Source organism: Pseudomonas sp. RC10 (assembly GCF_038397775.1).
GTDB classification, from domain to species: domain Bacteria; phylum Pseudomonadota; class Gammaproteobacteria; order Pseudomonadales; family Pseudomonadaceae; genus Aquipseudomonas; species Aquipseudomonas bambusae.
Window position 1 is genome coordinate 3886895 of sequence record NZ_CP151650.1, and the last position, 24639, is coordinate 3911533.

Annotated in this window: 22 protein-coding genes; 13 read left to right on the forward strand and 9 right to left on the reverse strand. The window is 63.0% G+C overall.

Annotation, left to right across the window (positions count from 1 at the left end):
• Positions 1-41: 41 nt before the first annotated feature.
• The 4 genes from AAEO81_RS17795 to AAEO81_RS17810 all read left to right on the forward strand — a co-directional run bounded on the left by AAEO81_RS17795 (position 42) and on the right by AAEO81_RS17810 (position 5463).
• On the forward strand, positions 42-1862 hold the full coding sequence (locus AAEO81_RS17795; RefSeq protein WP_341958287.1) for a cytochrome c biogenesis protein DipZ: 1821 nt from the start codon (positions 42-44) through the stop codon (positions 1860-1862).
• An 81-nt stretch (positions 1863-1943) separates the two neighbouring features.
• Positions 1944-2615 carry a peptide-methionine (S)-S-oxide reductase MsrA gene (gene msrA / locus AAEO81_RS17800; RefSeq protein WP_341964557.1) on the forward strand — a complete coding sequence of 224 codons (672 nt, stop codon included), beginning with the start codon at positions 1944-1946 and terminating at the stop codon, positions 2613-2615.
• 359 nt (positions 2616-2974) lie between these two features.
• Positions 2975-4411 (forward strand): catalase, encoded by a 1437-nt coding sequence (locus tag AAEO81_RS17805; protein WP_166598722.1) that lies wholly within the window; start codon positions 2975-2977, stop codon positions 4409-4411.
• Between the two features lie 101 nt (positions 4412-4512).
• Complete coding sequence (locus AAEO81_RS17810; protein WP_341958291.1) at positions 4513-5463, forward strand: VTT domain-containing protein; 951 nt, start codon at positions 4513-4515, stop codon at positions 5461-5463.
• Between the two features lie 192 nt (positions 5464-5655).
• Here AAEO81_RS17810 and AAEO81_RS17815 read toward each other — a convergent pair whose 3' ends face one another.
• From AAEO81_RS17815 to AAEO81_RS17835, 5 genes are read right to left on the reverse strand one after another with little or no spacing between them, the layout of a single operon-like run.
• The gene (locus AAEO81_RS17815) at positions 5656-6396 is read right to left on the reverse strand and encodes an amino acid ABC transporter ATP-binding protein (protein ID WP_306167766.1); all 741 of its coding nucleotides are present in this window, start codon (positions 6394-6396) and stop codon (positions 5656-5658) included.
• A complete protein-coding gene (argH, locus tag AAEO81_RS17820; protein WP_341958295.1) occupies positions 6393-7895 on the reverse strand; it encodes an argininosuccinate lyase in 1503 nt (500 codons plus the stop codon). The genes AAEO81_RS17815 and argH overlap by 4 nt, the downstream gene beginning before the upstream one ends.
• Positions 7896-7906: 11 nt before the next feature.
• Positions 7907-8584 (reverse strand): amino acid ABC transporter permease, encoded by a 678-nt coding sequence (locus AAEO81_RS17825; protein WP_166598725.1) that lies wholly within the window; start codon positions 8582-8584, stop codon positions 7907-7909.
• Between the two features lie 6 nt (positions 8585-8590).
• Positions 8591-9253: an amino acid ABC transporter permease gene (locus AAEO81_RS17830; protein WP_166598726.1), complete on the reverse strand. Its 663-nt coding sequence runs from the start codon at positions 9251-9253 to the stop codon at positions 8591-8593.
• Between the two features lie 12 nt (positions 9254-9265).
• Positions 9266-10111, reverse strand: coding sequence for a transporter substrate-binding domain-containing protein (locus tag AAEO81_RS17835; protein ID WP_341958297.1), 846 nt, complete (start codon positions 10109-10111; stop codon positions 9266-9268).
• 219 nt (positions 10112-10330) lie between these two features.
• Here AAEO81_RS17835 and AAEO81_RS17840 point away from each other — a divergent pair, with 219 nt between their 5' ends.
• Positions 10331-11236: a LysR substrate-binding domain-containing protein gene (locus tag AAEO81_RS17840; RefSeq protein ID WP_341958299.1), complete on the forward strand. Its 906-nt coding sequence runs from the start codon at positions 10331-10333 to the stop codon at positions 11234-11236.
• A gap of 234 nt (positions 11237-11470) precedes the next feature.
• On the opposite strand, the gene hemB is transcribed toward AAEO81_RS17840, so the two are convergent.
• Complete coding sequence (gene hemB, locus AAEO81_RS17845; protein ID WP_341958302.1) at positions 11471-12445, reverse strand: porphobilinogen synthase; 975 nt, start codon at positions 12443-12445, stop codon at positions 11471-11473.
• A gap of 232 nt (positions 12446-12677) precedes the next feature.
• On the opposite strand from hemB, the gene AAEO81_RS17850 reads away from it, so the two are divergent.
• Complete coding sequence (locus AAEO81_RS17850) at positions 12678-13934, forward strand: MFS transporter (protein ID WP_341958304.1); 1257 nt, start codon at positions 12678-12680, stop codon at positions 13932-13934.
• A gap of 6 nt (positions 13935-13940) precedes the next feature.
• On the opposite strand, the gene AAEO81_RS17855 is transcribed toward AAEO81_RS17850, so the two are convergent.
• Positions 13941-14564, reverse strand: coding sequence for an N-acetyltransferase family protein (locus AAEO81_RS17855; protein WP_341958306.1), 624 nt, complete (start codon positions 14562-14564; stop codon positions 13941-13943).
• 230 nt (positions 14565-14794) lie between these two features.
• Between AAEO81_RS17855 and AAEO81_RS17860 the strand changes: the two genes are divergently transcribed.
• Positions 14795-15733 (forward strand): class I SAM-dependent methyltransferase, encoded by a 939-nt coding sequence (locus AAEO81_RS17860; RefSeq protein WP_341958308.1) that lies wholly within the window; start codon positions 14795-14797, stop codon positions 15731-15733.
• Positions 15734-15905: 172 nt separating this feature from the next.
• Here the strand turns inward: AAEO81_RS17860 and AAEO81_RS17865 are convergent, their stop codons facing one another.
• Together AAEO81_RS17865 and AAEO81_RS17870 are read right to left on the reverse strand one after the other, a co-directional pair.
• Positions 15906-17525: a methyl-accepting chemotaxis protein gene (locus tag AAEO81_RS17865; protein WP_341958310.1), complete on the reverse strand. Its 1620-nt coding sequence runs from the start codon at positions 17523-17525 to the stop codon at positions 15906-15908.
• A 425-nt stretch (positions 17526-17950) separates the two neighbouring features.
• Positions 17951-18790, reverse strand: a complete 840-nt coding sequence (locus AAEO81_RS17870) for an IclR family transcriptional regulator (protein WP_341958312.1) — start codon at positions 18788-18790, stop codon at positions 17951-17953.
• A 261-nt stretch (positions 18791-19051) separates the two neighbouring features.
• Here AAEO81_RS17870 and AAEO81_RS17875 point away from each other — a divergent pair, with 261 nt between their 5' ends.
• The 6 genes from AAEO81_RS17875 to AAEO81_RS17900 are packed head-to-tail and all read left to right on the forward strand — an operon-like array spanning position 19052 to position 24635.
• Positions 19052-20092 (forward strand): ABC transporter ATP-binding protein, encoded by a 1041-nt coding sequence (locus AAEO81_RS17875; protein ID WP_341958314.1) that lies wholly within the window; start codon positions 19052-19054, stop codon positions 20090-20092.
• Positions 20089-20952: an ABC transporter permease gene (locus AAEO81_RS17880; protein ID WP_341958316.1), complete on the forward strand. Its 864-nt coding sequence runs from the start codon at positions 20089-20091 to the stop codon at positions 20950-20952. The genes AAEO81_RS17875 and AAEO81_RS17880 overlap by 4 nt, the downstream gene beginning before the upstream one ends.
• A 3-nt stretch (positions 20953-20955) precedes the next feature.
• A complete protein-coding gene (locus AAEO81_RS17885) occupies positions 20956-21750 on the forward strand; it encodes an ABC transporter permease (protein WP_341958318.1) in 795 nt (264 codons plus the stop codon).
• A gap of 43 nt (positions 21751-21793) precedes the next feature.
• Positions 21794-22084: a (2Fe-2S)-binding protein gene (locus tag AAEO81_RS17890; RefSeq protein ID WP_341958319.1), complete on the forward strand. Its 291-nt coding sequence runs from the start codon at positions 21794-21796 to the stop codon at positions 22082-22084.
• The gene (locus tag AAEO81_RS17895; RefSeq protein ID WP_341958321.1) at positions 22081-23442 is read left to right on the forward strand and encodes an FAD/NAD(P)-binding oxidoreductase; all 1362 of its coding nucleotides are present in this window, start codon (positions 22081-22083) and stop codon (positions 23440-23442) included. Before AAEO81_RS17890 ends, AAEO81_RS17895 begins: the two co-directional genes overlap by 4 nt.
• On the forward strand, positions 23439-24635 hold the full coding sequence (locus AAEO81_RS17900) for an FAD-binding oxidoreductase (RefSeq protein ID WP_341958323.1): 1197 nt from the start codon (positions 23439-23441) through the stop codon (positions 24633-24635). The genes AAEO81_RS17895 and AAEO81_RS17900 overlap by 4 nt, the downstream gene beginning before the upstream one ends.
• Positions 24636-24639 lie beyond the last annotated feature (4 nt).

Genomic DNA, 24639 nt, shown 5'->3' on the forward strand with positions numbered 1-24639 from the left:
ACTGCACGTAACTCTTTGATCCACCAGAAGGGAATTGACCCATGCTCCTGATCATCCTTGCCTACCTCGGCGGCGTTCTGACCATCGTCAGCCCGTGCATTCTGCCGGTGCTGCCGTTTGTCTTCGCCCGCACCGGCCAACCCTTCGTCCGCAGCGGCCTGCCGTTGCTGGTGGGCATGGCCGTGACCTTCGCGCTGGTCGCCACCCTCGCGGCAGTCGGCGGGGGCTGGGTCGTGCAGCTCAACCAATATGGCCGTGGCCTGGCGCTGATCTTCGTTGCGCTGTTCGGCCTCACCTTGCTGCTGCCGAAACTGGCCGAGCGCCTGACCCGTCCGTTGGTGGCCGCGGGCAGCCGACTGTCTGAAAACGCAGGCGTGCAGGCCAAACCCAGCCCGTGGGCCTCGTTCATGATCGGTGTTGCAACGGGCCTGCTCTGGGCGCCGTGCGCAGGCCCGATCCTCGGTCTGGTGTTGACGGGCGCGGCATTGCAAGGCGCGAGCGTCGGCACCACCTTGCTGCTGCTGGCCTACGCCGCGGGCGCCGCCACGTCACTGGCACTGGCGTTGTTGCTGGGGGGCAAGGTGTTCAGCGCGATGAAGCGTTCGCTGGGTGCTGGCGAGTGGATTCGCCGGGGGCTGGGCGCCGCGATGCTGGCGGGTGTCGCCGCCATCGCGCTGGGTCTGGACACCGGGATTCTGGCCCGTGTCTCGACCGCCTCTACCGGTGGCCTTGAACAATCGCTGGTGGGTCAGCTCACCGGCAAGGGCAAAGACAGCAACGTGATGCAAGGCGGTGCGATGATGGCGCAAAACATCCCCGGCAAGGATGAAGCGGGCGCGAGCATGCAAGCTTCTGGCGCGATGATGATGGCCGCGAAAAACAGCACATCGAGCCTGCCGGTCGAAGGCCAGCTGCCGTCCCTCGCCGGAGCAGTGCAATGGCTAAACTCCGCCCCACTGACCGCCGAACAGCTGAAAGGCAAGGTGGTGTTGGTGGATTTCTGGACCTACTCCTGCATCAACTGCCTGCGCACCCTGCCCTACGTCAAAGCCTGGGCTGACAAATACCGCGATCAAGGCCTGGTGGTGATCGGCGTGCACGCCCCGGAATTCGCCTTCGAGCGCGACGTGAAAAACGTCACCAAGGCCATGGCCGATCTGGGCATCCATTACCCGGTGGCCATCGACAATGACTACAAAATCTGGCGCGCCTTCGACAACCAGTACTGGCCTGCCCATTACTTCGCCGACGCCAAGGGTCAGATTCGCTATCACCACTTCGGCGAAGGCGCCTATGACGAATCCGAGCGCGTGATTCAGGAGCTGTTGCGCGAAGCAGGCAATACTCAGATCACCACCGACCTGATCGACGCCAACGGCAATGGCGTGCAACAGGCCGCCGACATGGGCGAGGTTAAGTCGCCGGAAACCTACCTGGGCTTCGAGCGCGCCGAAAACTTCGTGTCGCCGGGCGGCGCCAAGGCTGATCGGGTCGCCAGCTACAGCACCCCGCAAAGCCTGTCGCTGAACAATTGGGGCTTGGACGGCCAATGGAACATCAGCTCCGAGCGCGCCAGCCTGAACGCGCCCAACGGCAAGATCGTCTATCGCTTCCACGCTCGCGACCTGCATCTGGTGCTCGGCCCTGGCAGCGACGGCAAGCCGGTGCGCTTCAAGGTCTCCCTCGACGGCAAGGCGCCGGGGGATGCACACGGGACCGACATCGCGCCCGACGGCAATGGCACCGTCACAGAACAACGCCTGTACCAACTGGTGCGTCAGCCCGGCGACGTGGCGGACCACACCTTCAGCATCGAATTCAGCGATCCGGGCGTGTCCGCATACGCCTTCACCTTCGGTTGATTCCACCCCGTTTCAGGAGTGTCAGACATGAAAAAATTCAACGTTTCCACCCTTCGCGCCGCGCTGCCTGACGGCCGCCGCATGGGCCTGCGCGTGCTACTGGGCGCTGCCCTGCTGCAAACCGCCGCCTGCTCCTTCGCCGCCGAAGACGCCGTGAGCATCGCCCCGCCTATAAAGGATGAAGCCGTGAAGACCGCCGGGACCGAGACCGCCGTGTTTGCGGGCGGTTGTTTCTGGGGCGTTCAAGGCGTGTTCCAGCACGTGCAAGGGGTGAAGAAAGCTGTATCCGGTTACGCCGGGGGCAAGGCCGACACCGCGCAGTATGAGCGCGTAAGCGAAGGCGACACCGGGCATGCCGAGTCGGTGGAAGTCACCTTCGACCCGTCGCAAGTCAGCTACGGCACGCTGCTGCAAGTGTTCTTCTCCGTGGCCCACAACCCGACGGAGCTCAACCGTCAGGGGCCGGACCGTGGCACGCAATACCGCTCGGCGATCTTCCCGGAAAGCCCCGAACAGCAAGCCGTGGCCCAGGCTTATATCGCGCAACTGGACAGCGCCAAATCGTTCAATGCGCCCATCGTGACCAAGATCGAGACCTATAACGGTTTCTATCCGGCGGAGGACTACCACCAGAATTTCCTGACCACCCACCCGACCTACCCGTACATCGTGATCAACGATTTGCCCAAGGTCGGCCAGCTCAAGCAACTGTTCGCCGACCGCTACAGCGAACAGCCGGTGCTGGTGAAATAACCCGCAGCACTTGTTACAGCGGGCCGCACCGCCCGCGAGCCCTGCGTACACACCCCGAACTCTCCTCGTTTGGCGCCCTTATCGGGCGCCTTTTTTTGCGCGTGTAAAAATCGTCATCGATTTTTTAGCCCGTGACATCCGTCTGTCGCCAAAGCCGGGCTACGCTGATTCAACCTTCGCCGCCGCACGATCCCTTGCCTGCCTGGAATGTATTCGAAAGCGGGCCGGTCGAAGCGCTCTGGATGGCGCGTTACAGCCAGCCGCACTGTCCATTCCCACGTCAAAAGAGGCGCACGAGCGTCCAATACAGCCGTGACGTATTCAGCAAGACTCACCGTTCAAAAAACCGGAGCCTGATCATGAATAAACTGACCACCGTGGCGGGTGCACCCGTCGTCGACAACCAGAACTCGCAGTCCGCCGGCCCTCGCGGCCCGCTGATGCTGCAGGACGTGTGGTTGCTGGAAAAACTGGCGCACTTCGACCGTGAAGTGATCCCGGAGCGTCGCATGCATGCCAAGGGTTCGGGCGCGTTCGGCACCTTCACCGTGACCCACGACATCACGCGCTACACCAAAGCCAGGCTGTTTTCGGACATCGGCAAGAAGACCGATATTTTCATCCGTTTCTCGACCGTGGCCGGTGAGCGCGGCGCGGCCGATGCCGAACGTGACATTCGCGGCTTTGCGGTCAAGTTCTACACCGAACAAGGCAACTGGGACCTCGTCGGCAACAACACCCCGGTGTTCTTCCTGCGCGACCCGCTGAAATTCCCCGACTTGAACCACGCGATCAAACGCGACCCGCGCACCAACCTGCGCAGCGCTGACAACAACTGGGATTTCTGGAGTTCGTTGCCCGAGGCACTGCACCAGGTAACGGTGGTCATGAGTGACCGAGGCTTGCCGAAATCCTATCGCCACATGCACGGTTTTGGCAGCCACACCTTCAGTTTCATCAGCCCGCAGAATGAGCGCTTCTGGGTCAAGTTCACTCTGAAAACCCAACAGGGCATCGAGAACCTGACCGATCAGGAAGCCGCTGATCTGGTGGCTGGCGACCGCGAAACGCACCAGCGCGACCTGTACGACAGCATCGAAAACGGTGACTTCCCGCAGTGGAAGCTGTTCGTGCAGATCATGCCGGAGCAGGACGCCAACACTTACAAAATCCACCCGTTCGACCTGACCAAAGTCTGGCCGCACGCGGACTATCCGCTGATCGAAGTCGGCACCCTGGAGCTGAACCGCAACCCGGAAAACTATTTCCACGACGTCGAGCAGGCCGCGTTCAACCCGGCCAACGTGGTGCCGGGCATCAGCTTCTCGCCGGACAAAATGCTGCAGGGCCGTCTGTTCTCTTATGGCGATGCGCAGCGCTACCGTCTGGGCGTCAACCATCACCAGATCCCGGTCAACGCTCCGCAGTGCCCGGTCAACAGCTACCACCGCGACGGCCAGATGCGGGTCAACGCCAACGCAGGCGGCACCATCGGCTACGAGCCCAACAGCAAGGGCGCGTGGGTCGAGCAGCCGGATTTCTCCGAGCCACCGCTGGAACTGCACGGCGCGGCAGCGAACTGGGATTTCCGCAAAGACGACGATGACTATTACTCTCAGCCTCGCGCCCTGTTCCGCCTGATGACGCCAGCGCAGCAACAGGTGCTGTTCGACAACACCGCACGGGCCATCAGCGGCGCGTCGGCGCTGGTCAAACAGCGTCACATCGGCAACTGCACCCAGGCCGATCCGGCGTACGGCGCGGGCGTTGCAGCGGCCATCGAGAAGCTTGGCTAACGCAACGTCAGCGTTGACAGAAAGGGGTGTTCAGGCCACGGTACTGACACCCCTTTTTTCTTGAGTGCTGCCCGTCAGCGCTCTGTGACCGAGCTTTCGCCATGAACGAACTCCAGCAATTGAATGAAAGCCACGGCCTGCTGCTGGTGTTCGTCAACGTGCTGCTGGAGCAGATCGGTCTGCCGGTTCCGGCGTACCCCACCCTCATCGTCACAGGCGCATTGGCCATGCAGAGCAAACCACTGCTGGGCGCCGGGGTGCTGGTGGCGATGTTCGCCTGCCTGATCGCCGACACCCTCTGGTACTTCGCGGGCAAGCGCTATGGCGGCGTGCTGCTGAAGTCCATCTGCAAGATTTCCCTTTCTCAAGACACCTGCATCCGTCAGGGCTTGAATGTCTACGACCGGGTCGGACCCCGGGCGATGCTGCTGTCCAAATTCCTGCCCGGCGCGGGCGCGCTGGTGACGACGGTCGCGGGCATGAACGCCACGCCGTTTGCGCTGTTCATGCGTTATTCGCTGGCAGGGTCGTTCATCTGGGCGGGATCGGCGCTGTTGCTGGGCATGCTGTTTACCGATGCGATCATCCCGTTGCTGGGGTGGCTGACGGGTTACCTGCCGCTGGCCATCGGCGGTGTGCTGCTGGCACTGGCGCTGTTCATCGGCTGGAAATACTGGAAGCGCCGTCGCCTGATGAAGCGCACGTCGAAGGTGCCACGCATCACCGTGCCGCAACTGCTGGCCCTGCGTGACACGGTCGACATGCCGCTGATCATCGACGTTCGCCCCACATTTCACACCGCCGTGGTCGAAGGCATACCCGGTGCGCTGTCCATCAGCCTCGAAGAACCCCTCGACCCGTGGCTCGATCAGTTGAGCGATGTCGACATGGTGTTTTATTGCGCCTGCCCCAACGAGCTGTCCGCAGCGTTGTTGGCGGAAAAGCTGCGGGCACGCGGGCTGACGCGGGGCAAGGCGCTGATCGGCGGTCTGGACGCCTGGCGCGAGGCGCACCCTGACCAGAACATCCCCGGACAGGCCGCCACCGCCTGATCATTCGGCGACGCCGGACGTCTGTAGGAGCGAATTCATTCGCGAGGCGGCGTTTCGGACGGTGAATATTCATCGTCTGTACTGGCCAATCGCGAATAAATTCGCTCCCGCAGAGGTATGCGCCGAGCCTTGAGCCCCCGAAACGGTGCCAGATACCGTCAAGCCGTCAGGGCTTATTGAATCGCGCCGACGTTAATGCAACACACTCTGCAAAAACTGCCGGGTCCGAGGATGCTCCGGTGCCGAAAAGATCTGCGCCGGAGGGCCCATTTCGACGATTTTGCCGCCGTCGAAGAACACCACGCGGTCGGCCACTTCACGGGCGAAGCCCATTTCATGGGTGACGACGATCATGGTCATGCCCTCCGCCGCCAGGCCCTTCATCACGCTCAGCACCTCGCCGACGGTTTCCGGGTCCAGCGCGGAGGTCGGCTCATCGAACAGCAACAAACGCGGCTTCATCGCCAGCGCGCGGACGATCGCCACCCGCTGTTGCTGCCCACCGGACAACTCGCTGGGGTAACCGTCGGCCTTGTGCTTGAGGCCCACCCGGTCCAGCAACGCCAGCGCATTGGCCTGAGCATCGGCCTTGCTCACACCCTTGACCTTGACCGGCGCCAGAATCATGTTGGCCATCACCGTCATGTGCGGGAACAGGGTGTAATCCTGAAACACCATGCCAATGTCCTCGCGCAGACGGGCCATGGCCTTGCGGTCGTCTGCCCGCACCGACTCGCCACCGCCGACCACCACACTTCCCGCAGACGGCGCTTCGAGGCTGTTGAGGCAGCGAATGAACGTGGACTTGCCCGAACCGCTGGGGCCGATGATCACCACCACCTCCCCTTGCGCCACGTCCAGATCGACGCCCTTGACCACTTCCACCGACCCGAAGTGTTTATGCAGTCCACGGACTGTCAGCATGCTCTTCATAGGCCGGCCTGCGCACGGGTGGCCGCCTGGAGTTTTTCCTGCGCGGCAAGCAGACGATCACGGCGCGCCTGATTGGCCTGACGCTCGACCTGCAACCGGGCGTCGGCGCGCAGCAGGCTCGGGCGCAGGGACGACAACGCCGGGCCTCCCGCCGAATCCCGGGACTGCACGTTGGCGGTCGGGTCCAGGCACTCGCGCACCTTGCCGGCGGGCAGGTTCAGTGCGTGCCCGAGTTGCTCCATCGCGCAGATGTCGACCATGTCGGTGTCGATCCGGTGCGCCGGTAGACCGGCGTCCATGGCCATGCGCACCGCCGCGCCAACGATGTGATGGGCCTCGCGGAACGACAGGTCGGCTTCGCGCACGATGAGGTCAGCCAGCCCCGTTGCCGTGGAGAAGTCTTCACCGGCGCGCTTCACCGCCAACTCGACATTCGGCGTCGCGGTGCGCAGCACCAGATCGAGCAGTTTCAGGCAGCGCAGGCTTTCTTCCGCCGCCTCCCAGAACCCTCGGGTGCCTTCACGGTTGGCGTCGCCGGTGTGGGAGAAGTTGCTGCCCTTGACCGTGACGCTGGCCGCCATCAGCAACCCGATGATGTGCCCGCTGCGGCCCTTGAGGTATTCCAGCACCGTGGGGTTTTTCTTTTGCGGCATGATGCTCGACGTCGCCGCGACGCTGTCGGGGAAGTCGATCAGGCTGAATTCGTGGGTGCTCCAGACGAAATAATCCTGCGCCACCCGACTCCAGAACACCGACAGCAAACTCAGGTGCGACAGGCTTTCGAGGATGAAATCCCGCGACCCCACGGCGTCCAGCGCATTGTCGAGGTAGCCGTCAAAGCCCAGCAATTCAGCCGTGCGTGCCCGGTCAATGTCGAACGGCGTCCCGGCGAAGGCCGCCGCGCCCAGCGGGCTCTGGTTCATCGACGCCAAGGTCTGGGTCAGGCGCTGGCAATCACGGGCCAGGGCCTGCTCCACTGCCGACAGGTAATAACCATAGGTGATCGGCTGCGCCGGTTGTAGGTGGGTGTAACCGGGCATCACCACTTCGGCGAAAACCTCGGCGTTGTTGAGGGCGGTCTGACGGGCTTGAATCAGCGCGTCGATCAACGCCATCAACACCTCGCGGCAGCGCAGCCGGTCGAGGGTCGCGAGGATGTCATTGCGGCTGCGACCGGTGTGCAGGCGGCCGCCGACGTCGGTGCCGATCTGCTCGATCAAATGCGCTTCGTAATTGAAATAGGCGTCTTCGCGGGACGGGTCGAGGGTGACCACGCCAGGCCCCGCCGCCTCCATGTCCAGCACGCCCTTGGCCAGGGCGGTCGCGTGTTCGTCGCGAATCAGGCCCTGTTCGGCGAGCATCAGGATATGCGCCTTGTTGACGTTGCCCAGGTTGAGGAAGCCATCGGCAAACCCTTCCAGACGGGGCCGGTAAATGTACTCGTTGACCTCGGGGGCGGTGGCTTCTTTCAAGCGACGACTGACTTTGGATTCTTGCATGATCACATCCCTTAACGAGTGGTGCGCATCGCCGGGCGACCCAGGCGACGTTCGAGATAACGGCTGAGCCAGCTCAGCAATGAACAGATGACGAAGTACACCAGCAGCACTGCGCCGTAGACCGCGAAGGCAGGGCTGACGCCGGTCATGACCGTGGAACGCTCGACGATGATCTGCCCGACTTTAAGAAACTCGCTGACGCCCACCAGTGCACCCAGCGATGTGGCTTGCACCAACATCGTCAGCAGCCCGGTGTACGCCGGCAAAATGGCTTTCATCGACTGCGGCGCAATGACGTGCAGGTAGATCTGCCAAGGGCGCAGGCCCAGGGTCCAGGCGCTTTTCCACTGGTGCCGGTTCACCGACTCCAGTCCGCCGCGCACGATTTCGATACCATTGGCGCTGCCCCATAACGTCAGGCCCGTGACCACCGCTGCGAACGGACTCAGGTCGAGGCCGAACATCGGCGCACCGAAGAAAATGAAGAACACATTCACAATCAGCGGGATCGAGCGGAACAGCTCGACGTAGCCGTGAATCGTCCACCACAGCAGCCGGTTCTTGAGGGTGGCGAGCACCCCGAACACCGTTGAGATAAGCGTGGTGAACAGCAGGATCACCAGCGCCAGGCGCACGGTCATCCACAGGCCCTTGAGGACGAAGCCCCAGTTTTCGATCAGAAAGTTCATGGGGCCTCAGTGCCGGAAAGGCCGTTGCAGGTGGGCAGACAAGCGACCGGTCAGCAAGGACAGGATCGCCACCAGAATCAGGTACATCACGCAGATCGCACTGAACATCTCGATGGCCCGGAAATCCGTGGCGATGCGGTCCACCGCCACGAACGTCAGCTCCGCGAGACCGATGGCCTGCAAGTACGACGAGTTCTTCAGCAGCGAAATCGACGTATTCAGCACGGCCGGCAAGCTGGTACGAAACGCGATCGGCAAGGCCACCAGATAAAAATACTGATGAGGCTTGAGGCTCAGCGCCATGCTCGCTTCACGCATCTTGTGCTCCACCGTGGCCAGCCCGCCGCGCATGTTCTCCACCTGATAGGCCCCTGCCCACAGCGACAGGCAGACCACGCCGGACCAGAACAGCGACAGCTCCAGGCCAATCGCAGGCAGGCCGTAAAAGATGAAGAACAACTGCACCAGAATCGGCGTGTTGCGGATCAGCTCCACGTACAGCACCACGATCTGCGACAGCAGCGGGATGCGGAAGGACCGCACCGCGCCGCCGAGAATGCCGATCAGCAGCGACGCCCCGATGGCCAGCAGCGAGACCCGCAGCGTCATCAACACGCCGTCGAGCAAAGCTGGCCATTGCGCCACCAGGTAATTGAAATCGAAGTCCATGGGGGTGCCCGATCAGAGTTTTTCTTCAGGCTTGGCCTGTTCGAACACGCTCAGGTAATAGCTCTGGATGTTTTCTGGCACGTATTGCTGAACCCAACCACGGAACAGTTTTTCTTCGTGCATCCGGGCAACCGCGGCGCTGAGGTAATCGCGAAACGCTTCGTCGTTCTTGCGCACGCCAATGGCCGCGTCGGAGATCTGGAAGGGTTCGTTGATCAGCCGTGCATCGCCGTCGTTGGCCGCAACCACCACCAGCGTGGCGGCGTCGTGGGTGTAAGCGTCGGCGCGGCCCTGACGAAAGGTCTGCAAGGCATCGGCGGCGCTGTTCATGCGCAGAGTCTTGACCTCGGGCATGTGATCCTCGAACCACTTGGCCTGCACCGAGCCCTTGAGGGTGGCGAGGGTCTTGCCGTTGAGGTCCTTGATCGACCTGATCGGGCTGTCTTTCTTCACCACCACGTCGCTAGCGCCCCAGCGGTAAGGGGTGGTGAAGTCGATGACCCGCTGACGCTCAGGGGTGACGCCGAGGGTCGCGATGAGGAAGTCGACCTTACGCCCCAGCAGCTGCGGCACGCGGTTTTCGGCGGTGACACAGGTGAACGTCACTTTGTCCTTGGAGCCCAGCGCCCACAGGGCAATTTGCCTGGACATCTCAACTTCGACGCCCGCGAAGTCGCCGTTGTTGTTCTGGAAGCCATACGGGGGCTGGTCGCAACGGACCCCGGCACGCAATTGGCCGGCCGCTTTGATTTCATCGGGCACCGGCGGCAATTCAGCGGCATGGACCTGCGCCATCCCTGCCAGGGACACACACGACAGAGCCATGACACGAACGAGGGATTTCAACGAAAACGACATATTGCCTCCTGGTTAACTACCAGCGCAGCGACGAGCAAAGACGTCACCACGCAACGATTTCAAGGGCAGAGGATTCAGCGAGATTGCGGCGTCTGAGGACGCCGGGGCATCGTGTCCGTCTGCGCGAACTATCGATGTCGAAAACAGTTATAAAGCCTCTGGCTCATGCCAACAAATGACAATACAGTGGTCGTCCATACCGAATTGATATGGTCAGCCATGAACTTCAAACAAGTCGAAGCCTTCCGCGCCGTGATGTTGAGCGGCTCGATGACCGCTGCCGCCGAGTCGCTGCACACCTCACAACCCAACATCAGCCGCTTGATCGCGCAACTGGAGCGGGCCAGTGGTTTCAAATTATTCGAACGCGTGGGAGGCCGCCTGTTGCCTACGGATGAAGGCGCGGCGTTGTTTGTCGACGTGGAGCGTGCGTTCGTGGGGCTGCAAAGCCTGGAGCATTCGGCGCAGAACATCCGTCGCGGCGGCACGGGGCAATTGCGGATTGCGGCGGTGCCATCGCTGTCGTTGACGCTGTTGCCCAGGGTCATTCAACGCTTTCGCCAAGAAAACCCCGAGGCGGCGATTTCCATTCACACCAACGATTCGCCCATGGTCGCGCACTGGGCGGCCTCGCAGTTCTGTCACGTCGGCTTGGCGTCTTACGTCGGCGATGACATGCCGGGGGTGCGCACGCGCAAGATCTGCGACGTGCCGGGGGTGTGCGTGTTTCCAAAGGGGCATCGGCTGTCGGCGCTGGCGGCGGTCAAGCCTGAAGACCTGTACGGCGAAGAGTTCATTTCGCTGTCGTTGAACGATGGTTCGCGCACCCGCGTGGACCGGGCGTTCGCGGGGGACAAGGAGCATCGCAAGCTGAACCTGGAGACGCCGTATGCCGCGACGGTCTGCTCACTGGTGGCGTTGGGATTGGGGGTGAGCATCGTCAGCCCGATGGTGGCGCAGGAATACCTGCACATGGGCATCGAGACCCGGCCCTTCGCGCCGCAAATCCGGTTTTCCACCTACCTGCTGCTGCCCGAAGACCGGCCACAGAGCGTGTTGAGCCAGCGATTCAGCGTGCTGATCGAAGAGATGCTCACCGAGGCGAGCAAGGCGTGGCAGGTGTGAATGAAAGGCCCGCACGGCTGAAGCCGTATCAAGACGCCCCCTTCGCGGCACCACCGCGCACCTGTGGGCGCGAATTCATTCGCGAAAAATAGTCCAGGCGATAGAGATGTATCGCCCGTACCGGACCCTTCGCGAATGAATTCGCTCCCACAGTGTGAACCGTGCCGTACCGCACCTCATGCGGCGCTCCCACAAGGTGGTGTACACGTCAGACGTATCTGTGAACCCGCCGGATCAAATCCCCTGCAACGCCAAATCCATCGCGAAATACGTGAAGATCAGGTCCGCGCCTGCCCGCTTGATCGCCCCGAGGGTTTCGCGCACGACGCGGCCTTCGTCGATGGCGCCTGCCTGAGCGCCGAACTTGATCATCGCGTACTCGCCACTCACCTGATACGCCGTCAGCGGCAGGTTCGAGGCTTCGCGGATGTCACGGATGATGTCGAGGTACGCGCCCGCCGGCTTGACCATCAGCGCATCAGCGCCTTCGGCTTCGTCCAGCAGCGACTCGCGCAGGGCTTCGCGGCGGTTCATCGGGTTCATCTGGTAGGTCTTGCGGTCGCCTTTCAGCGCCGAACCGCCCGCCTCACGGAACGGGCCGTAGAGCGACGACGCGAATTTGGTCGAATAGGCCATGATCGGCGTGTTCGTGAACCCGGCCGCATCCAGCGCAGCGCGAATCGCCCGGACTTGCCCGTCCATCGCCGCCGACGGCGCAATCACGTCAGCACCGGCGCGAGCGGCCATCACCGCTTGTCGGCCGAGGTTTTCGATGGTCGCGTCGTTATCGACGTGGCCGTTGTGCATCACGCCGCAATGGCCGTGGTCGGTGTACTCGCAGAAGCAGGTGTCGGACATCACGATCATTTCCGGCACGGCGTCCTTGATGGTGCGGGAGATGCGCGACACCAGGCCATTTTCCTGCCAAGTGTCGCTGCCGCTGGCGTCCAGATGGTGGGAAACACCAAAGGTCATCACCGACTTGATCCCGGCGCGGGCATAGCGCTCGACTTCCTGGGCCAGCTTCGACTCCGGGATGCGGCTCACGCCCGGCATGCTGTTGATCGGCACGAAGTCATCGACTTCTTCTTCGACGAAGATCGGCAGTACCAGATCGTTCAGCGTGAATTCGGTTTCCTGGAACAGCGCACGGAAGTTTGCGTGGCTGCGCAGGCGACGTGGACGGGCGGCGGGAAACAGACTGGACATGGCAGTTCCTGAACAAAAATGGCGAAAAACGGCACACAACGAGGCGTGACCGTCATCAATGGCGCGAAGCTTATGCCTGCCTCGCTCCGGATTCAAATTTCGGGGCGATAAAGACAATTGTGGTGCGTGTAACAGTCCGGCACCTTGGGTCGAACGAATTCAGCGCTCGACAGGTCATTAATCGGGAGCAGCGTGCACTTAAGGCTGCGCGACCCACTTGGCGAGGCCAGCCTTGAACACCCCTTCCGATCTTCGTAACAACCGCTCGCTGGACGGCCTCAATTTCTTTCTGGCCGACGTGCGCGACGGACTGGGTCCATACCTGGCGATCTACCTGCTGGCGGTGCACAAATGGGACCCGGCCAGCATCGGCCTGGTCATGACGCTCGCCGGTATAGCCGCTTTGGTCACCCAGACGCCAGCGGGTGCGCTGATTGACCGCACCCGCAGCAAGCGCCTGGTGGTGGTCATCGCCGCGCTGCTGGTGACCGCCAGTTGCGTGATTCTGCCGTTCATCCACAGCTTTACCTGGGTGGCGATCACTCAGGGACTGGGCGCGATTGCCGGTTCTGTGTTCGCCCCCGCCATTGCGGCGATCTCTCTGGGCATCACCGGTCCGAAAGCCTTCACTCGCCGAACGGGCCGCAACGAAACCTGGAACCACGCGGGCAATGCCTGCGCCGCGCTGCTGGCGGGCGGCCTGTCGTGGGCGTTCGGGCCGATTGCAGTGTTTTACCTGATGGCATTCATGGCGATCGCCAGCGTGGTCGCCGTCAGCTTCGTCGATGGGTCGGCCATTGACCATGACGTCGCCCGGGGTTTCGACCCTCGACAAGAGAACGGCGCCGAACAGCCCAGCGGCGTGTCCGTGCTGATCCACAACCGCCCCCTGCTGGTATTCGCCATCTGCTGCGGCCTGTTTCATCTGGCGAACGCCGCGATGCTGCCGCTGGTCAGCCAGAAGCTCTCACAGATCGACCTCAACCTCGCCACGCCCCTGACCTCGGCCTGCATCGTCGCCGCACAACTGGTGATGGTGCCGGTGGCGTGGCTGGTGGGGACGAAGGCTGACAGCTGGGGGCGCAAACCGTTGCTCCTGGCGGGCTTCGTCATCCTGCCGCTGCGGGGCGTGCTTTACGTGCTGTCGGATAACCCTTACTGGCTGGTGGGCGTGCAACTGCTCGACGGCATCGGCGCAGGGGCGTTCGGGGCGCTGATGCCGTTGGTGGTCAAGGACCTGACCCAAGGCACGGGCCGCTTCAACGTCAGCCTCGGGGCAATCTCAACGGTATTCGGCCTCGGCGCCGCGCTGAGCAATGGCCTCGCCGGTTGGGTGGTTCGCGAAGCGGGTTACAACGCGGCGTTCCTGACGTTGGCGGCGATTGCGGCGGTGGCATTCGTGCTGTTGTGGGTGGCGGTCCCAGAGACCTCGGAGATTTCCGACCGCCCGGTCGAAACCCCGTTACCCGGGGCCAACCCGAGCGTTTGAAAGAGGCTATCGGTGAGGCGTGCTGCTTGCACCCTCTCCCAGCTCGCGCTGCATGATCACGGTGTCGAGCCAGCGGCCGTGCTTGAAGCCCACCGATTCGAACACCCCGACCTTGCGAAACCCCAGACGCTCATGAAGCCGGATCGAGGCCACGTTTTCACTGTTGCCGATGATCGCAACCATCTGCCGTCGACCGTCATCGGTGCACTGCTGAATCACCGTTTCCAGCAACTGCTGGCCAATCCCCAACCCGGCCATGCCTTCGCGCACGTATACCGAATCTTCGACGGTGAAGCGATACGCCGGACGTGGCCGGTACAACGTGGCATAGGCGTAACCCACGATTTCGCCTTCGTGCTCGGCGACCCGATACGGCAGGTCGTTGGCGCGGATGTCGGCACGCCGCTGGAGCATCTGTTCCAGGGTCGGCGGCTCCAGCTCGAAACTGGCCGTGCCATGCAGCACGTGGTGGGCGTAAATGGCCTGCACGGCAGGCATGTCGTCGTCGCGGGCGTCGCGCAGGATCAGGGATTGAGACATGGACACTCTTCTTTCAAAAAAACGCAAAGGCCGTCGGCAAGCCGTGCGGTGATGAGGTCTTGTATTGTTCGCAAATAACGGACACAACACCAGACCTGTAGGAGCAGCCGGAGGTTACGACGGCCGCGAAAGCGGCGCCCCGTTTGCCACTGAGTCGCCAGACACACCGCTTTCGCTGCCGTCGTAACCTCCGGCGTCTCCCACAGGGGTGCGAGCGGATTCCAACACAGCGCCTTGTCTGCAATCGATGGGATCAGGCACTTGTGGTCGAGTTAGGTTTAGAATGCCGCCCCTTTCCACTGCCGACCCGCCGCCACCCGATGAATCCCGACGCGCTGAACACCCTCAACGAGCACCTGCTCACCGCCCTCGCCCCTGCGCCCACGGAAACCCGTCGGCTGTTTCATGGCCGTGGCCGCCGCTGGCCGGGCCTTGAGCAACTGACGGTGGACTGGATGCAGGGCGTGGTGCTGGTGTCGCTGTTCAAGGAACCGGCGGCTGACGAGTTAGTGGGTTTGAAGCGTCTGCTGGCGGAGCTGATTCAGACGCCCGTCTGGAAAGACAGACTGGCGCATACCCTGCTCTTGCAACACCGCTATCTGCCCGACAGCCACACCGAAACCCTGCACGGCGAGATGCCGGACGAGTGGACGCTGACCGAAGGCGGCCTGCGCTACCTCGTGGATTTCGGCAAGAAGCAGAACACCGGGCTGTTTCTCGACATGCGCTACGGCCGTGATTGGGTGCGTGCGAACGCGGACGGGAAGCGAGTGCTGAACCTGTTCGCTTACACCTGCGGCTTTTCGGTCGCAGCCATCGAGGGCGGCGCGGCGTTCGTCGTCAACCTGGACATGTCACGGGCGGCGCTGAGCCGGGGGCGCGACAACCATCGCTTGAATGGCCACGACTTGAGCAAGGTCAGCTTTCTCGGCCACGAGCTGTTCAAATCCTGGGGCAAGGTGAAGAGCAGCGGGCCGTATGATCTGGTGATCATCGACCCGCCGTCGTTTCAGAAAGGCAGTTTTTTGCTGACCAAGGACTACCAGCGCGTGCTGCGCAAACTCCCCGAGCTGCTGACAACCGACGGCACCGTGCTGGCCTGCATGAACGACCCGGCGCTGGGGGCGGATTTCCTGATCGAGGGCGTGACGCGAGAAGCGCCGGGGTTGCGCTTTGAACAGCGGCTGGAGAACCCGCCAGAGTTTGCCGACATCGACCCCGATGGCGGCCTCAAAGCCCTCGTGTTCCGCCAGACCTGACGCGGTCCCTTGTAGGAGCGCGCTTGCCCGCGATGCGTCCGATCAGACACTACGTCTTCGTCTGTCATCCCCTATCGCGGGCAAGCGCGCTCCTACAAAAAGCGGCGAGTCACGCGGGAGCAAAATCGCCCACGCCCACTTGCAGCTTGACGCTCGACACTCGCCGCTGCTTCTAGGCGCTGAGCCGCGAAATCACGTCGTTCAACCCCACCGACAACTCATGCAGGTCCTGGCTCGCCGTCTGGGTGCGCTGCACGTTGCTCTGGTTGGTGGTGGCAATCGCGGTGATTTCGGTCAGGTTGCGCGAGATGTCCTCGGCCACGGAGGTCTGCTCTTCGGCGGCCGTGGCGATCTGGCGGTTCATGTCGCGAATCGCTTCCACCGCCGTGGTGATGCGAGTCAGCGACGAACTGGCCAGGGCGACCTGATCGACACTCTCCTGACTGCGCGCCTGACCGCTCTCGATGGCCTGCGCCGCGTCGATGGCGCCGGTCTGCACCGAATTGATGATCTGGTTGATTTCAGCCGTCGACGCGGCTGTGCGTTGGGCCAGCGTGCGCACTTCATCCGCCACGACCGCGAACCCACGTCCGGCATCCCCGGCCCGCGCCGCTTCGATGGCCGCGTTCAGGGCCAGCAGGTTGGTCTGCTCGGCGATACCGCGAATCACTTCCAGCACCTTGCCGATGCGCCCGCTGTCGCTCTCCAGACGACGAATCACGTCGGCGGTGTTGCTGATCTCTGTGCGCATCTGGGTGATCGCGGTAATGGTCGCGCTCATCACCTTGCCGCCATCCTGAGAGCTGCGATCCGCTTCATCAGCGGCATGAGCCGCTTGTGCCGCATGGCGCGCAACTTCCTGGGCCGTGGCCGACATCTCGGTCATCGCCGTGGCCACCTGATCGGTGCGTTCGAACTGCTCGTGAGTGCCTTGAGCCATCAGCGACGCAATGGCTTTCAACTCACCGCCCGCGCTGTCCAGGTCGGTGGTGCTGCGTTTCAGACGGGTGAAGGTGTCCGCGAGGAAATCGCGCAAGGTGTTCGCCGCCACCGCCAGACGGCCGAGTTCGTCCTGACGGGTCACGCTGACCCGGTCGCTGAAGCGCCCGTGGCTCAGTTGCGCCACGTATTCGATCAACAGGCTGATCGGACCGACGATGTTGCGGTTGACCATCCACAACGCCAAGACACCGACCAGCAACGCCGACGCCAGCATGACGAGGGTGCCTATGAGAATGGTCCGATCGGCCGTGCTGCTGATCACCTTCGATTGCTCGTCACTGAGGGTGCGCAGGTTGCCCACCAGTTCGCTCATCTGCTCGCTGGCGGCACGGTCCACGCCCTTCACCGCCTGATCACCGGCCACCGGATCGCCGCCCGCCGCGACGAACGCGTCGCGGCCCTTGCGATAAGCCACGCCCAGCGCACGGTGCTCGTCACGCAGCTTGTCGACCTGGGCCTTGCTCGTCGCATCCAGACCGGCCATCCCGCTGAGCTGACCCAGCGTGGTCTGCACCAGACGCTCCTGCTCCTCGAACTGGCCCCAGAACTTGTCCCGGTCCGCAGGCTGTTTGCCGCGCAGCAGAACGTTTTTCCATTCCTGAACCTGAATCTTGAATTGAAGGTTGGCCTGATCGACCCGTTGCGAGGCCTGCAGCGGACCGTCCAAAAGGCCGCGGTACGCGTGAACGTTGCTGGAGAGGAACTGGAAACAGGCCAGTGCGATCAGCAGCACCAACGCCAGGCTGCCGCCGAGCAGCGCCAGGATCTGCAATCTCAGGGATTTGGACATACGGAAAATCTCATCAGGGGGGACTGCGGTTTTCGGGATTGCCCGAAAATGCCTGCTTGCCACATCCCTGTGCCGCCGTGTCAAAAACGGAGGGCTTACACAGCCTGATTCGACCCCGCCGAGCGCTTCTTTAAACACGACGCAAGCAGCCCGACGAACGGTCAGAAAGCGTCAATCCCGTGGCGAAAAGACGGGTCAATAAACCGACGAATCAGCACCTAACCCCTTGAATATACGTGCTTTTTTGTATACGCATTCAGTTGACCACATGCCTTTATCTGTAGGAGCCGGCTTGCTGGCGAATGCGGTGGCTCAGACACATGTATGTTCGCTGATACGCCGCGTTCGCCAGCAAGCCGGCTCCTACAAGGAATTGTGCATCTATGTCGGCACACCACCTTGTCTGTGGGGGGGCCACGTCCTGATCATGCCTCCTTCTGCCCAAACACCTGCGAAGGCCGGCGCAACACCGGGTCGAACGGGTTGATCCTTTGCCCGATGGCAGCCGCTTCGCGCTTGAGCATGTCCACCACGGTGGGCATGCGTTCGGCGTTGAGGCGGTCGCTGATAGTGGCGACGCTGAGGGCCGCCACAGCCCGGCCTTCGCGGTCGAGGATCGGCACCGCAAGGCCGGCCATGCCTTCAAGTACACCGGTGTTGCGCGCGGCATAGCCCAGCCGCCGGACGTTGTCGATTTCCGAGCGCAGCATCACTTCGTCGTACAGATGAAAATCTCGCAGGCGCGGCAGGTTGTAGCGGATCACCGTGTCGCGCTCGTCTTCCGGCAAGAACGCCAGAATCGCCAGACTGCCCTGCCCCACGCCCAACGCCACGCGGCCGCCAATGTCGCCGGTGAACGTGCGGATCGGGTACGGCCCTTCACTGCGGTCCAGGCACACCGCGTCAAAACCGCTGCGCGCCAGCAAAAATAGCGAATCCCCCAGCGACGCCGACAGCCGCAGCAAACTCGGTCGTACCACGTCCCGCAAATTCCCGGTCTGTCCCGCCTTCGCCGCCAACGCGAAGAACTCCAGGCTCAACCGGTAGCGTTTGCTGCGTGCGTCCTGCTCGACCATGCCTTCGTCCATCAGGCTGCGCAGCAACCGGTGAGTCGTCGGCTGCGACAAGCCCACTTGCTGCGCCAGTTGCGTGACCCGATCACCGCCTTCGGGGCATTCACCCAGACAGCGCAGCACGGCAAACAGTCGAGACACAGCGCCAACGCCTGTTTCTTTTGTCGATTCATTCCGCTCAGTGGAATCCACTTTCTATATTTCCCTATTTACATTCACTGATTGAATAAATCTGAAAATACTACTCGCTCAATGGAATTCATCGTTGAGCCCATCCTAGTCTTCGGCCTAGGATCAGTCCACCAGGGCGATTTGAATAACAGCGGCAGCCGACACCGATCGAGCGCCAGCGTCCATTGAGCATGCCGACATGCATCGGCACGCCGTCTCTCTTCGCATCTGCCCATAAAAAACGCATGCCCCCGGCGTGCACGAAAAAGGTGGAACGAAGCCATGGCATTTCTTCAACTCCAGGCACTCTGCAAACGTTACGGCCCGGTCGATGCGGTAGTCGCCACTGACCTGTCGGTGGAAAAAGGCGAATTCGTGTCCCTGCTCGGCCCGTCCGGCTGCGGCAAGACCACCACCCTGCAAATGATCGCCGGGTTCGTTGATGTCACCTCGGGCAAGATTCTGCTTGATGGACGCGACATCACCCACGCCAAACCCGCCAGTCGCGGCCTCGGCGTGGTGTTTCAGTCCTACGCGCTGTTCCCCCACATGACCGTGCGCGACAACGTGGCCTTCGGCCTGAAGATGCGCAAAGTCGCCGCTGACGACATCCAGCGCCGCGTCGCCCGCGTGCTGGAGCTGGTGCGCCTGCATCAACACGCCGAGCGCTACCCTCGCGAACTTTCCGGTGGTCAACGCCAGCGTGTGGCGCTGGCCCGAGCGCTGGTGATCGAGCCGCCGGTGCTGTTGCTCGATGAGCCGCTGTCCAACCTCGACGCCAACTTGCGCGAAGAGATGCAGTTCGAGATCCGACGCATCCAGCGCGAAGTAGGCATCACCACGCTGATGGTCACCCACGATCAGGCCGAAGCCCTGTCCATCAGTGATCGCGTGGTGGTCATGCAGGCCGGGCGCATCACGCAGATCGACGAACCGTACAAGCTCTACGAACACCCGCGCACCCGTTTCATTTCCGGGTTCGTCGGCAAGGCCAACCTGTTGCGCGGCGACCGTGATTCGAGCGGCGTGGCCCAAGTACATCAGAGCCAGAGTCAGGGCAACGGCGACGGCGAACTGACCCTGAGCCTGCGCCCGGAAAAGATTGACCTGGTGACCGCCGGTGAAGGCCGTCTGCAAGGCCGGATCATCACCCGTTATTTCCTCGGCAGTCAGTGGCTGTACCGCATCGAAACGCCGATTGGCGAGTTGACCGTCGTGCGCCGCAACAACGGCGATGCGCCGATGAACGAAGGCACAGCGGTGGGTCTGGACTGGCCGTCGGAATTGCTGCGCGTGCTGGCCGCTGACGAGGTGTCGGCATGAGTGTGCTGCGCGACAGCGGTCGCGGTTATCTGCTCTCGACCCCGGCATTGGTGCTGTTCGTCGGCCTGCTGGTGGTGCCGCTGCTGTTGACGCTGGTGCTGTCGTTCAACGTGTTCGACTACACCGTGGGCGTCAAAAGCGGCAGCTGGACCTTCGCCCAATACGTGAATCTGGTCACTGATTCGTACTTTTACGAGATCTTCTTTCGCACCTTCTGGATCAGCGCGCTGGTCACCCTGCTGTGCGTGGTGATTGGCGTGCCCGAGGCCTACATCCTTAGCCGCATGGGCACGCCGTGGCGCTCGATCTTTCTGATCCTGATCCTCACGCCGCTGCTGATTTCGGTGGTGGTGCGCGCCTTCGGCTGGAGCCTGCTGCTCGGCGCCGACGGGCTGGTGAATCAGGCGATTCAGGCCCTCGGTGGCCGGCCGATCAAAATGCTCTACACCCCGTTCGCGGTGGTGCTGGCGCTGGTCCACGTGATGCTGCCGTTCATGATCATCCCGGTGTGGACCTCGTTGCAAAAGCTCGACCGCTCCGCTGAACAGGCCGCGCTGTCGCTGGGGGCGAGTCAGACCAAGGTCATGCGTCTGGTGGTGCTGCCGCAAGTCATGCCCGGCGTGCTGTCCGGCACCTTGATCGTCTTCGGGCTGTCGGCCAGTTCGTTCGCCATCCCCGGCCTGCTCGGCGGACGCCGCCTGAAAATGGTCGCCACCACGGTCTACGACCAATACCTCTCGGAACTCAACTGGCCCATGGGCGCCGCCATTGCCGTGGCGCTGTTGCTGATCAACCTGCTGGTGATGCTGTCGTGGAACCGGCTGGTCGAAGGCCGCTATAAAAAATCCCTGGGGGAATGATCGATGTCCAAGAATGGTCCTCTGGCCCTGTCGTTTCACGCCCTGATCGTGGTGTTCATGCTGGCGCCGCTGGTGGTTGTGTGCCTGGTGGCGTTCACCCCGGAAAACACCCTGAGCCTGCCGTGGCACGGTTTTTCCCTGCGCTGGTTCACGGCGGTATTCGAGCGCGCCGACTTCATTCAGTCGTTCTATAACAGCCTGATTCTGGCGGTGGTCGCGGCCACCCTTGCGACCCTGATCGCCGTGCCCGCCGCGCTGGCGATCACCCGCTATCAGTTTCCGGGGCGCAACTTCCTCAACGGCCTGTTCCTGTCGCCGATCATCATTCCGCACCTGGTGCTCGGGGTGGCAGTGCTGCGCCTGTTCGCGCTGATGGGGGTCAATGGCAGCTTCGTCTGGCTGATGTTCGCCCACGTGGTGGTGATCACGCCGTACGTGCTGCGGCTGGTGATCGCGGCGGCGATTGGCGTCGATCGCAGCGCCGAGCAGGCCGCGGAATCCCTGGGCGCCAGCCGCTTCACGCTGTTTCGCCAGATCACCCTGCCGATGATCTTGCCGGGGGTGGCCGGAGGCTGGCTGCTGGCGTTCATCAACAGCTTCGACGAAGTGACGCTGTCGATCTTCGTCACCTCGCCCTCAACGCAGACCCTGCCCGTGCGCATGTACGTCTACGCCACCGAATCCATCGACCCGATGATGGCCGCCGTGTCGGCGCTGGTCATCGCGCTGACGGCCATCACCATGATCATCCTCGACCGGGTCTACGGCCTGGATCGCGTACTGGTGGGGCGCCACTGATGCCTTTGATTTCAATCACCCAACGCCTTTCAGGGAACGCACCATGGCTTTGCTGAAACGACTGGCCGAACACGACCGCGAGGTTCTGCCCTTCACGCTTGACGGCCAGCCCGCCAGCGGCCTCGCAGGCGACACCCTGCTCACGGCAGTGCTGACCACCTCGGACCACCTGCGCGGCAGCGATTTCAGCGCCGAACCCCGCGCCGGTTTCTGCCTGATGGGCGCCTGCCAGGATTGCTGGGTCAAGCTGGGCGACGGGCGCCGGGTGCGGGCCTGCGCGACGCTGCTGGAGCCGGGCCTGAACGTCAGCCGCGAGCCGGGGCGCAACCTATGAAACAGAACGAGATTGTCATCGTGGGCGCAGGGCCTGCCGGTATCCGTGCCGCGCAAACCCTGGTGGCCTACGGGCTGCAACCCTGCCTGATCGACGAAAGCCTGCGGGGCGGCGGGCAGATTTATCGTCGTCAGCCGGAGAACTTCAAACGCTCGGCGAAGGCCTTGTATGGCTTTGAAGCGTCGAAAGCCCAGGCCATGCATTCAACGCTGGATCGCCTGACAGCCGACATCGATTACCGCCCGGAAACCCTGGTCTGGAACGCGGAATCGCACACGCTGGACACCCTGTCCAACGGCGTGGCGGCGCAGGTTCGGTACAAGCACCTGATCGTGGCGACTGGCGCCACGGACCGGATTTTGCCCGTGCCCGGCTGGACGTTGCCCGGTGTTTACAGTCTGGGCGCCGCGCAGATTGCGTTGAAGTTTCAGGGCTGTGCCATCGGCGAGCGTGTGGTCTTTGCGGGAAGCGGGCCGTTGCTGTATCTGGTGGCTTACCAGTATGCGAAGGCCGGGGCGAAGGTGCTGGCCGTGCTCGACAGCGCGCCGCTGTCGGCCCAGACCCGCGCCCTGCCCGCCTTGCTCGGTCAGCCTGCCACCCTGGCCAAAGGGATGTTTTACCGGGGCTGGCTAACGGCCCGTGGCATTCCCGTGCATCAGGGCGTCGCGCTGGACAGCATCCACGGCCAGCAACGGGTGGGCAGCGTGCAGTGGCGCGACGGTGCGCACCTCAAGCGGCTCGACTGCGACGCCGTCGCCTTCGCCCACGCCTTGCGCAGCGAAACCCAATTGGCCGACCTGCTCGGCTGCGAGTTCGACTGGAGCGCGCTCAACCGCGCCTGGCTGCCGGTTCGGGACGCCAGCGGTCGTAGCTCTGTCGAGGGTGTGTATCTCGCAGGCGACGGCGCTGGAATCATGGGTGCCGACGCGGCAGAAATGGCCGGAGAACTCGCGGCTTTGACGCTGCTGAGCGACACCGGGCATCAGGTTGATCCGAATCGCAGTAGCGAGCTGCAACGCAAACTCGGAGGCATTCAACGCTTCCGACACGGTCTGGAAACGGCGTTCCCATTCCCTGAACAATGGGCTGCCACCGCGCCAGACGAAATGACCGTCTGCCGCTGCGAGGAAGTCAGCGCGGGGGACATACGCCAGACCGTCGCCGAGGGACACTGGGAGATCAACCGGGTCAAGGCCATGTGCCGGGTCGGCATGGGACGCTGTCAGGGCCGCATGTGCGGGCTGGCGGCGACCGAACTCGTCGCGCACGCCTCAGGTCGCGACATTGCCAGCGTTGGCCGGTTGCGCGGTCAAGCGCCGATCAAGCCGTTGCCCTTCGGTGTGGAGATCGAGCCATGAGCCTGCCTGTCGAAGTGGATGCCTTGGTCATCGGCGGCGGCATCGTCGGTTCCTCCGCCGCGCTGTTTCTGGCCAGGGCGGGCAAACGCGTGGCTCTGCTGGAGCGGGATTTTTTCGGCTCGCATTCCAGTGGCGTCAACTACGGCGGTGTGCGACGTCAAGGCCGCCCCCTGTCGCAATTGCCATTGTCGCAGCGGGCCCACGGGATCTGGAGCGACCTGAAAAACCTCATTGGCATCGACGGCGAATACCTGCGCTCCGGCCATCTGAAACTGGCCCGCAGCGATCAGGACATGGCCGCGCTGGTGGCCTACGAACAGGCGTCTCGGGGCTTTGGTCTGGACCTGCAATTGCTCGACCGTGCGCAACTGCGCGCCCGTTTTCCGTGGGCGGGGGATGTCGCGGTGGGCGCCTCGCTGTGCGCCGACGACGGCCACGCCAATCCGCGGCTGGTCTCTCCGGCGTTCGCGTTTGCCGCCCGCCGCGCCGGGGCCGAGGTGTTCGAACAGGCGCAGGTCACCCAGGTGAGCCACAACGGCCAGGCCTTCGACGTACAGACCGCCGAAGGCCACCGGTTTCAAGCGCCGTGGCTGCTGAACTGCGCCGGGGCCTGGGCAGCGGCGCTGGCCGAACAGTTTGGCGAACCGGTGCCGATGCGCTCCGGACACCCGGCGATGCTGGTGACCGAGCCACTGCCCATGTTCATGGACGTCAGCACCGGCGTCGAAGGCGGCGGGATTTATGCCCGTCAGGTCGCACGGGGCAACTGCGTGCTGGGCGGCGGACAGGGCTTCCCCCTCGACCCGACCACCGCGCGCCCCGGCCAGGCCGCGATCCTCGACATCCTGCGCAACGCCGTCGAACTGTACCCGCCGCTGGCTGGTGCACAGGCGATCAGAACGTGGAGCGGCACCGAAGGTTATCTGCCGGACCGCGAACCGGTGCTCGGCGCAAGCTCGACCCAACCGGGCCTGTTGCACGGGTTCGGTTTTGCGGGGTCTGGTTTCCAGATCGGCCCCGCCGCCGGGGAAGCGCTGGCGCAGATCGTCTGTCACGGCGAACCGGCCATTGCTCTCGACGTTTTTTCCATCCGCCGTTTTCAACCCGCTTCACAGCCTGTACAGCCCGCCACCGCCGTGCCCAAGGGCGCGGTCAACGTTATCCCTTTGTTCAGAGGAAGATCACACCCATGAAAAC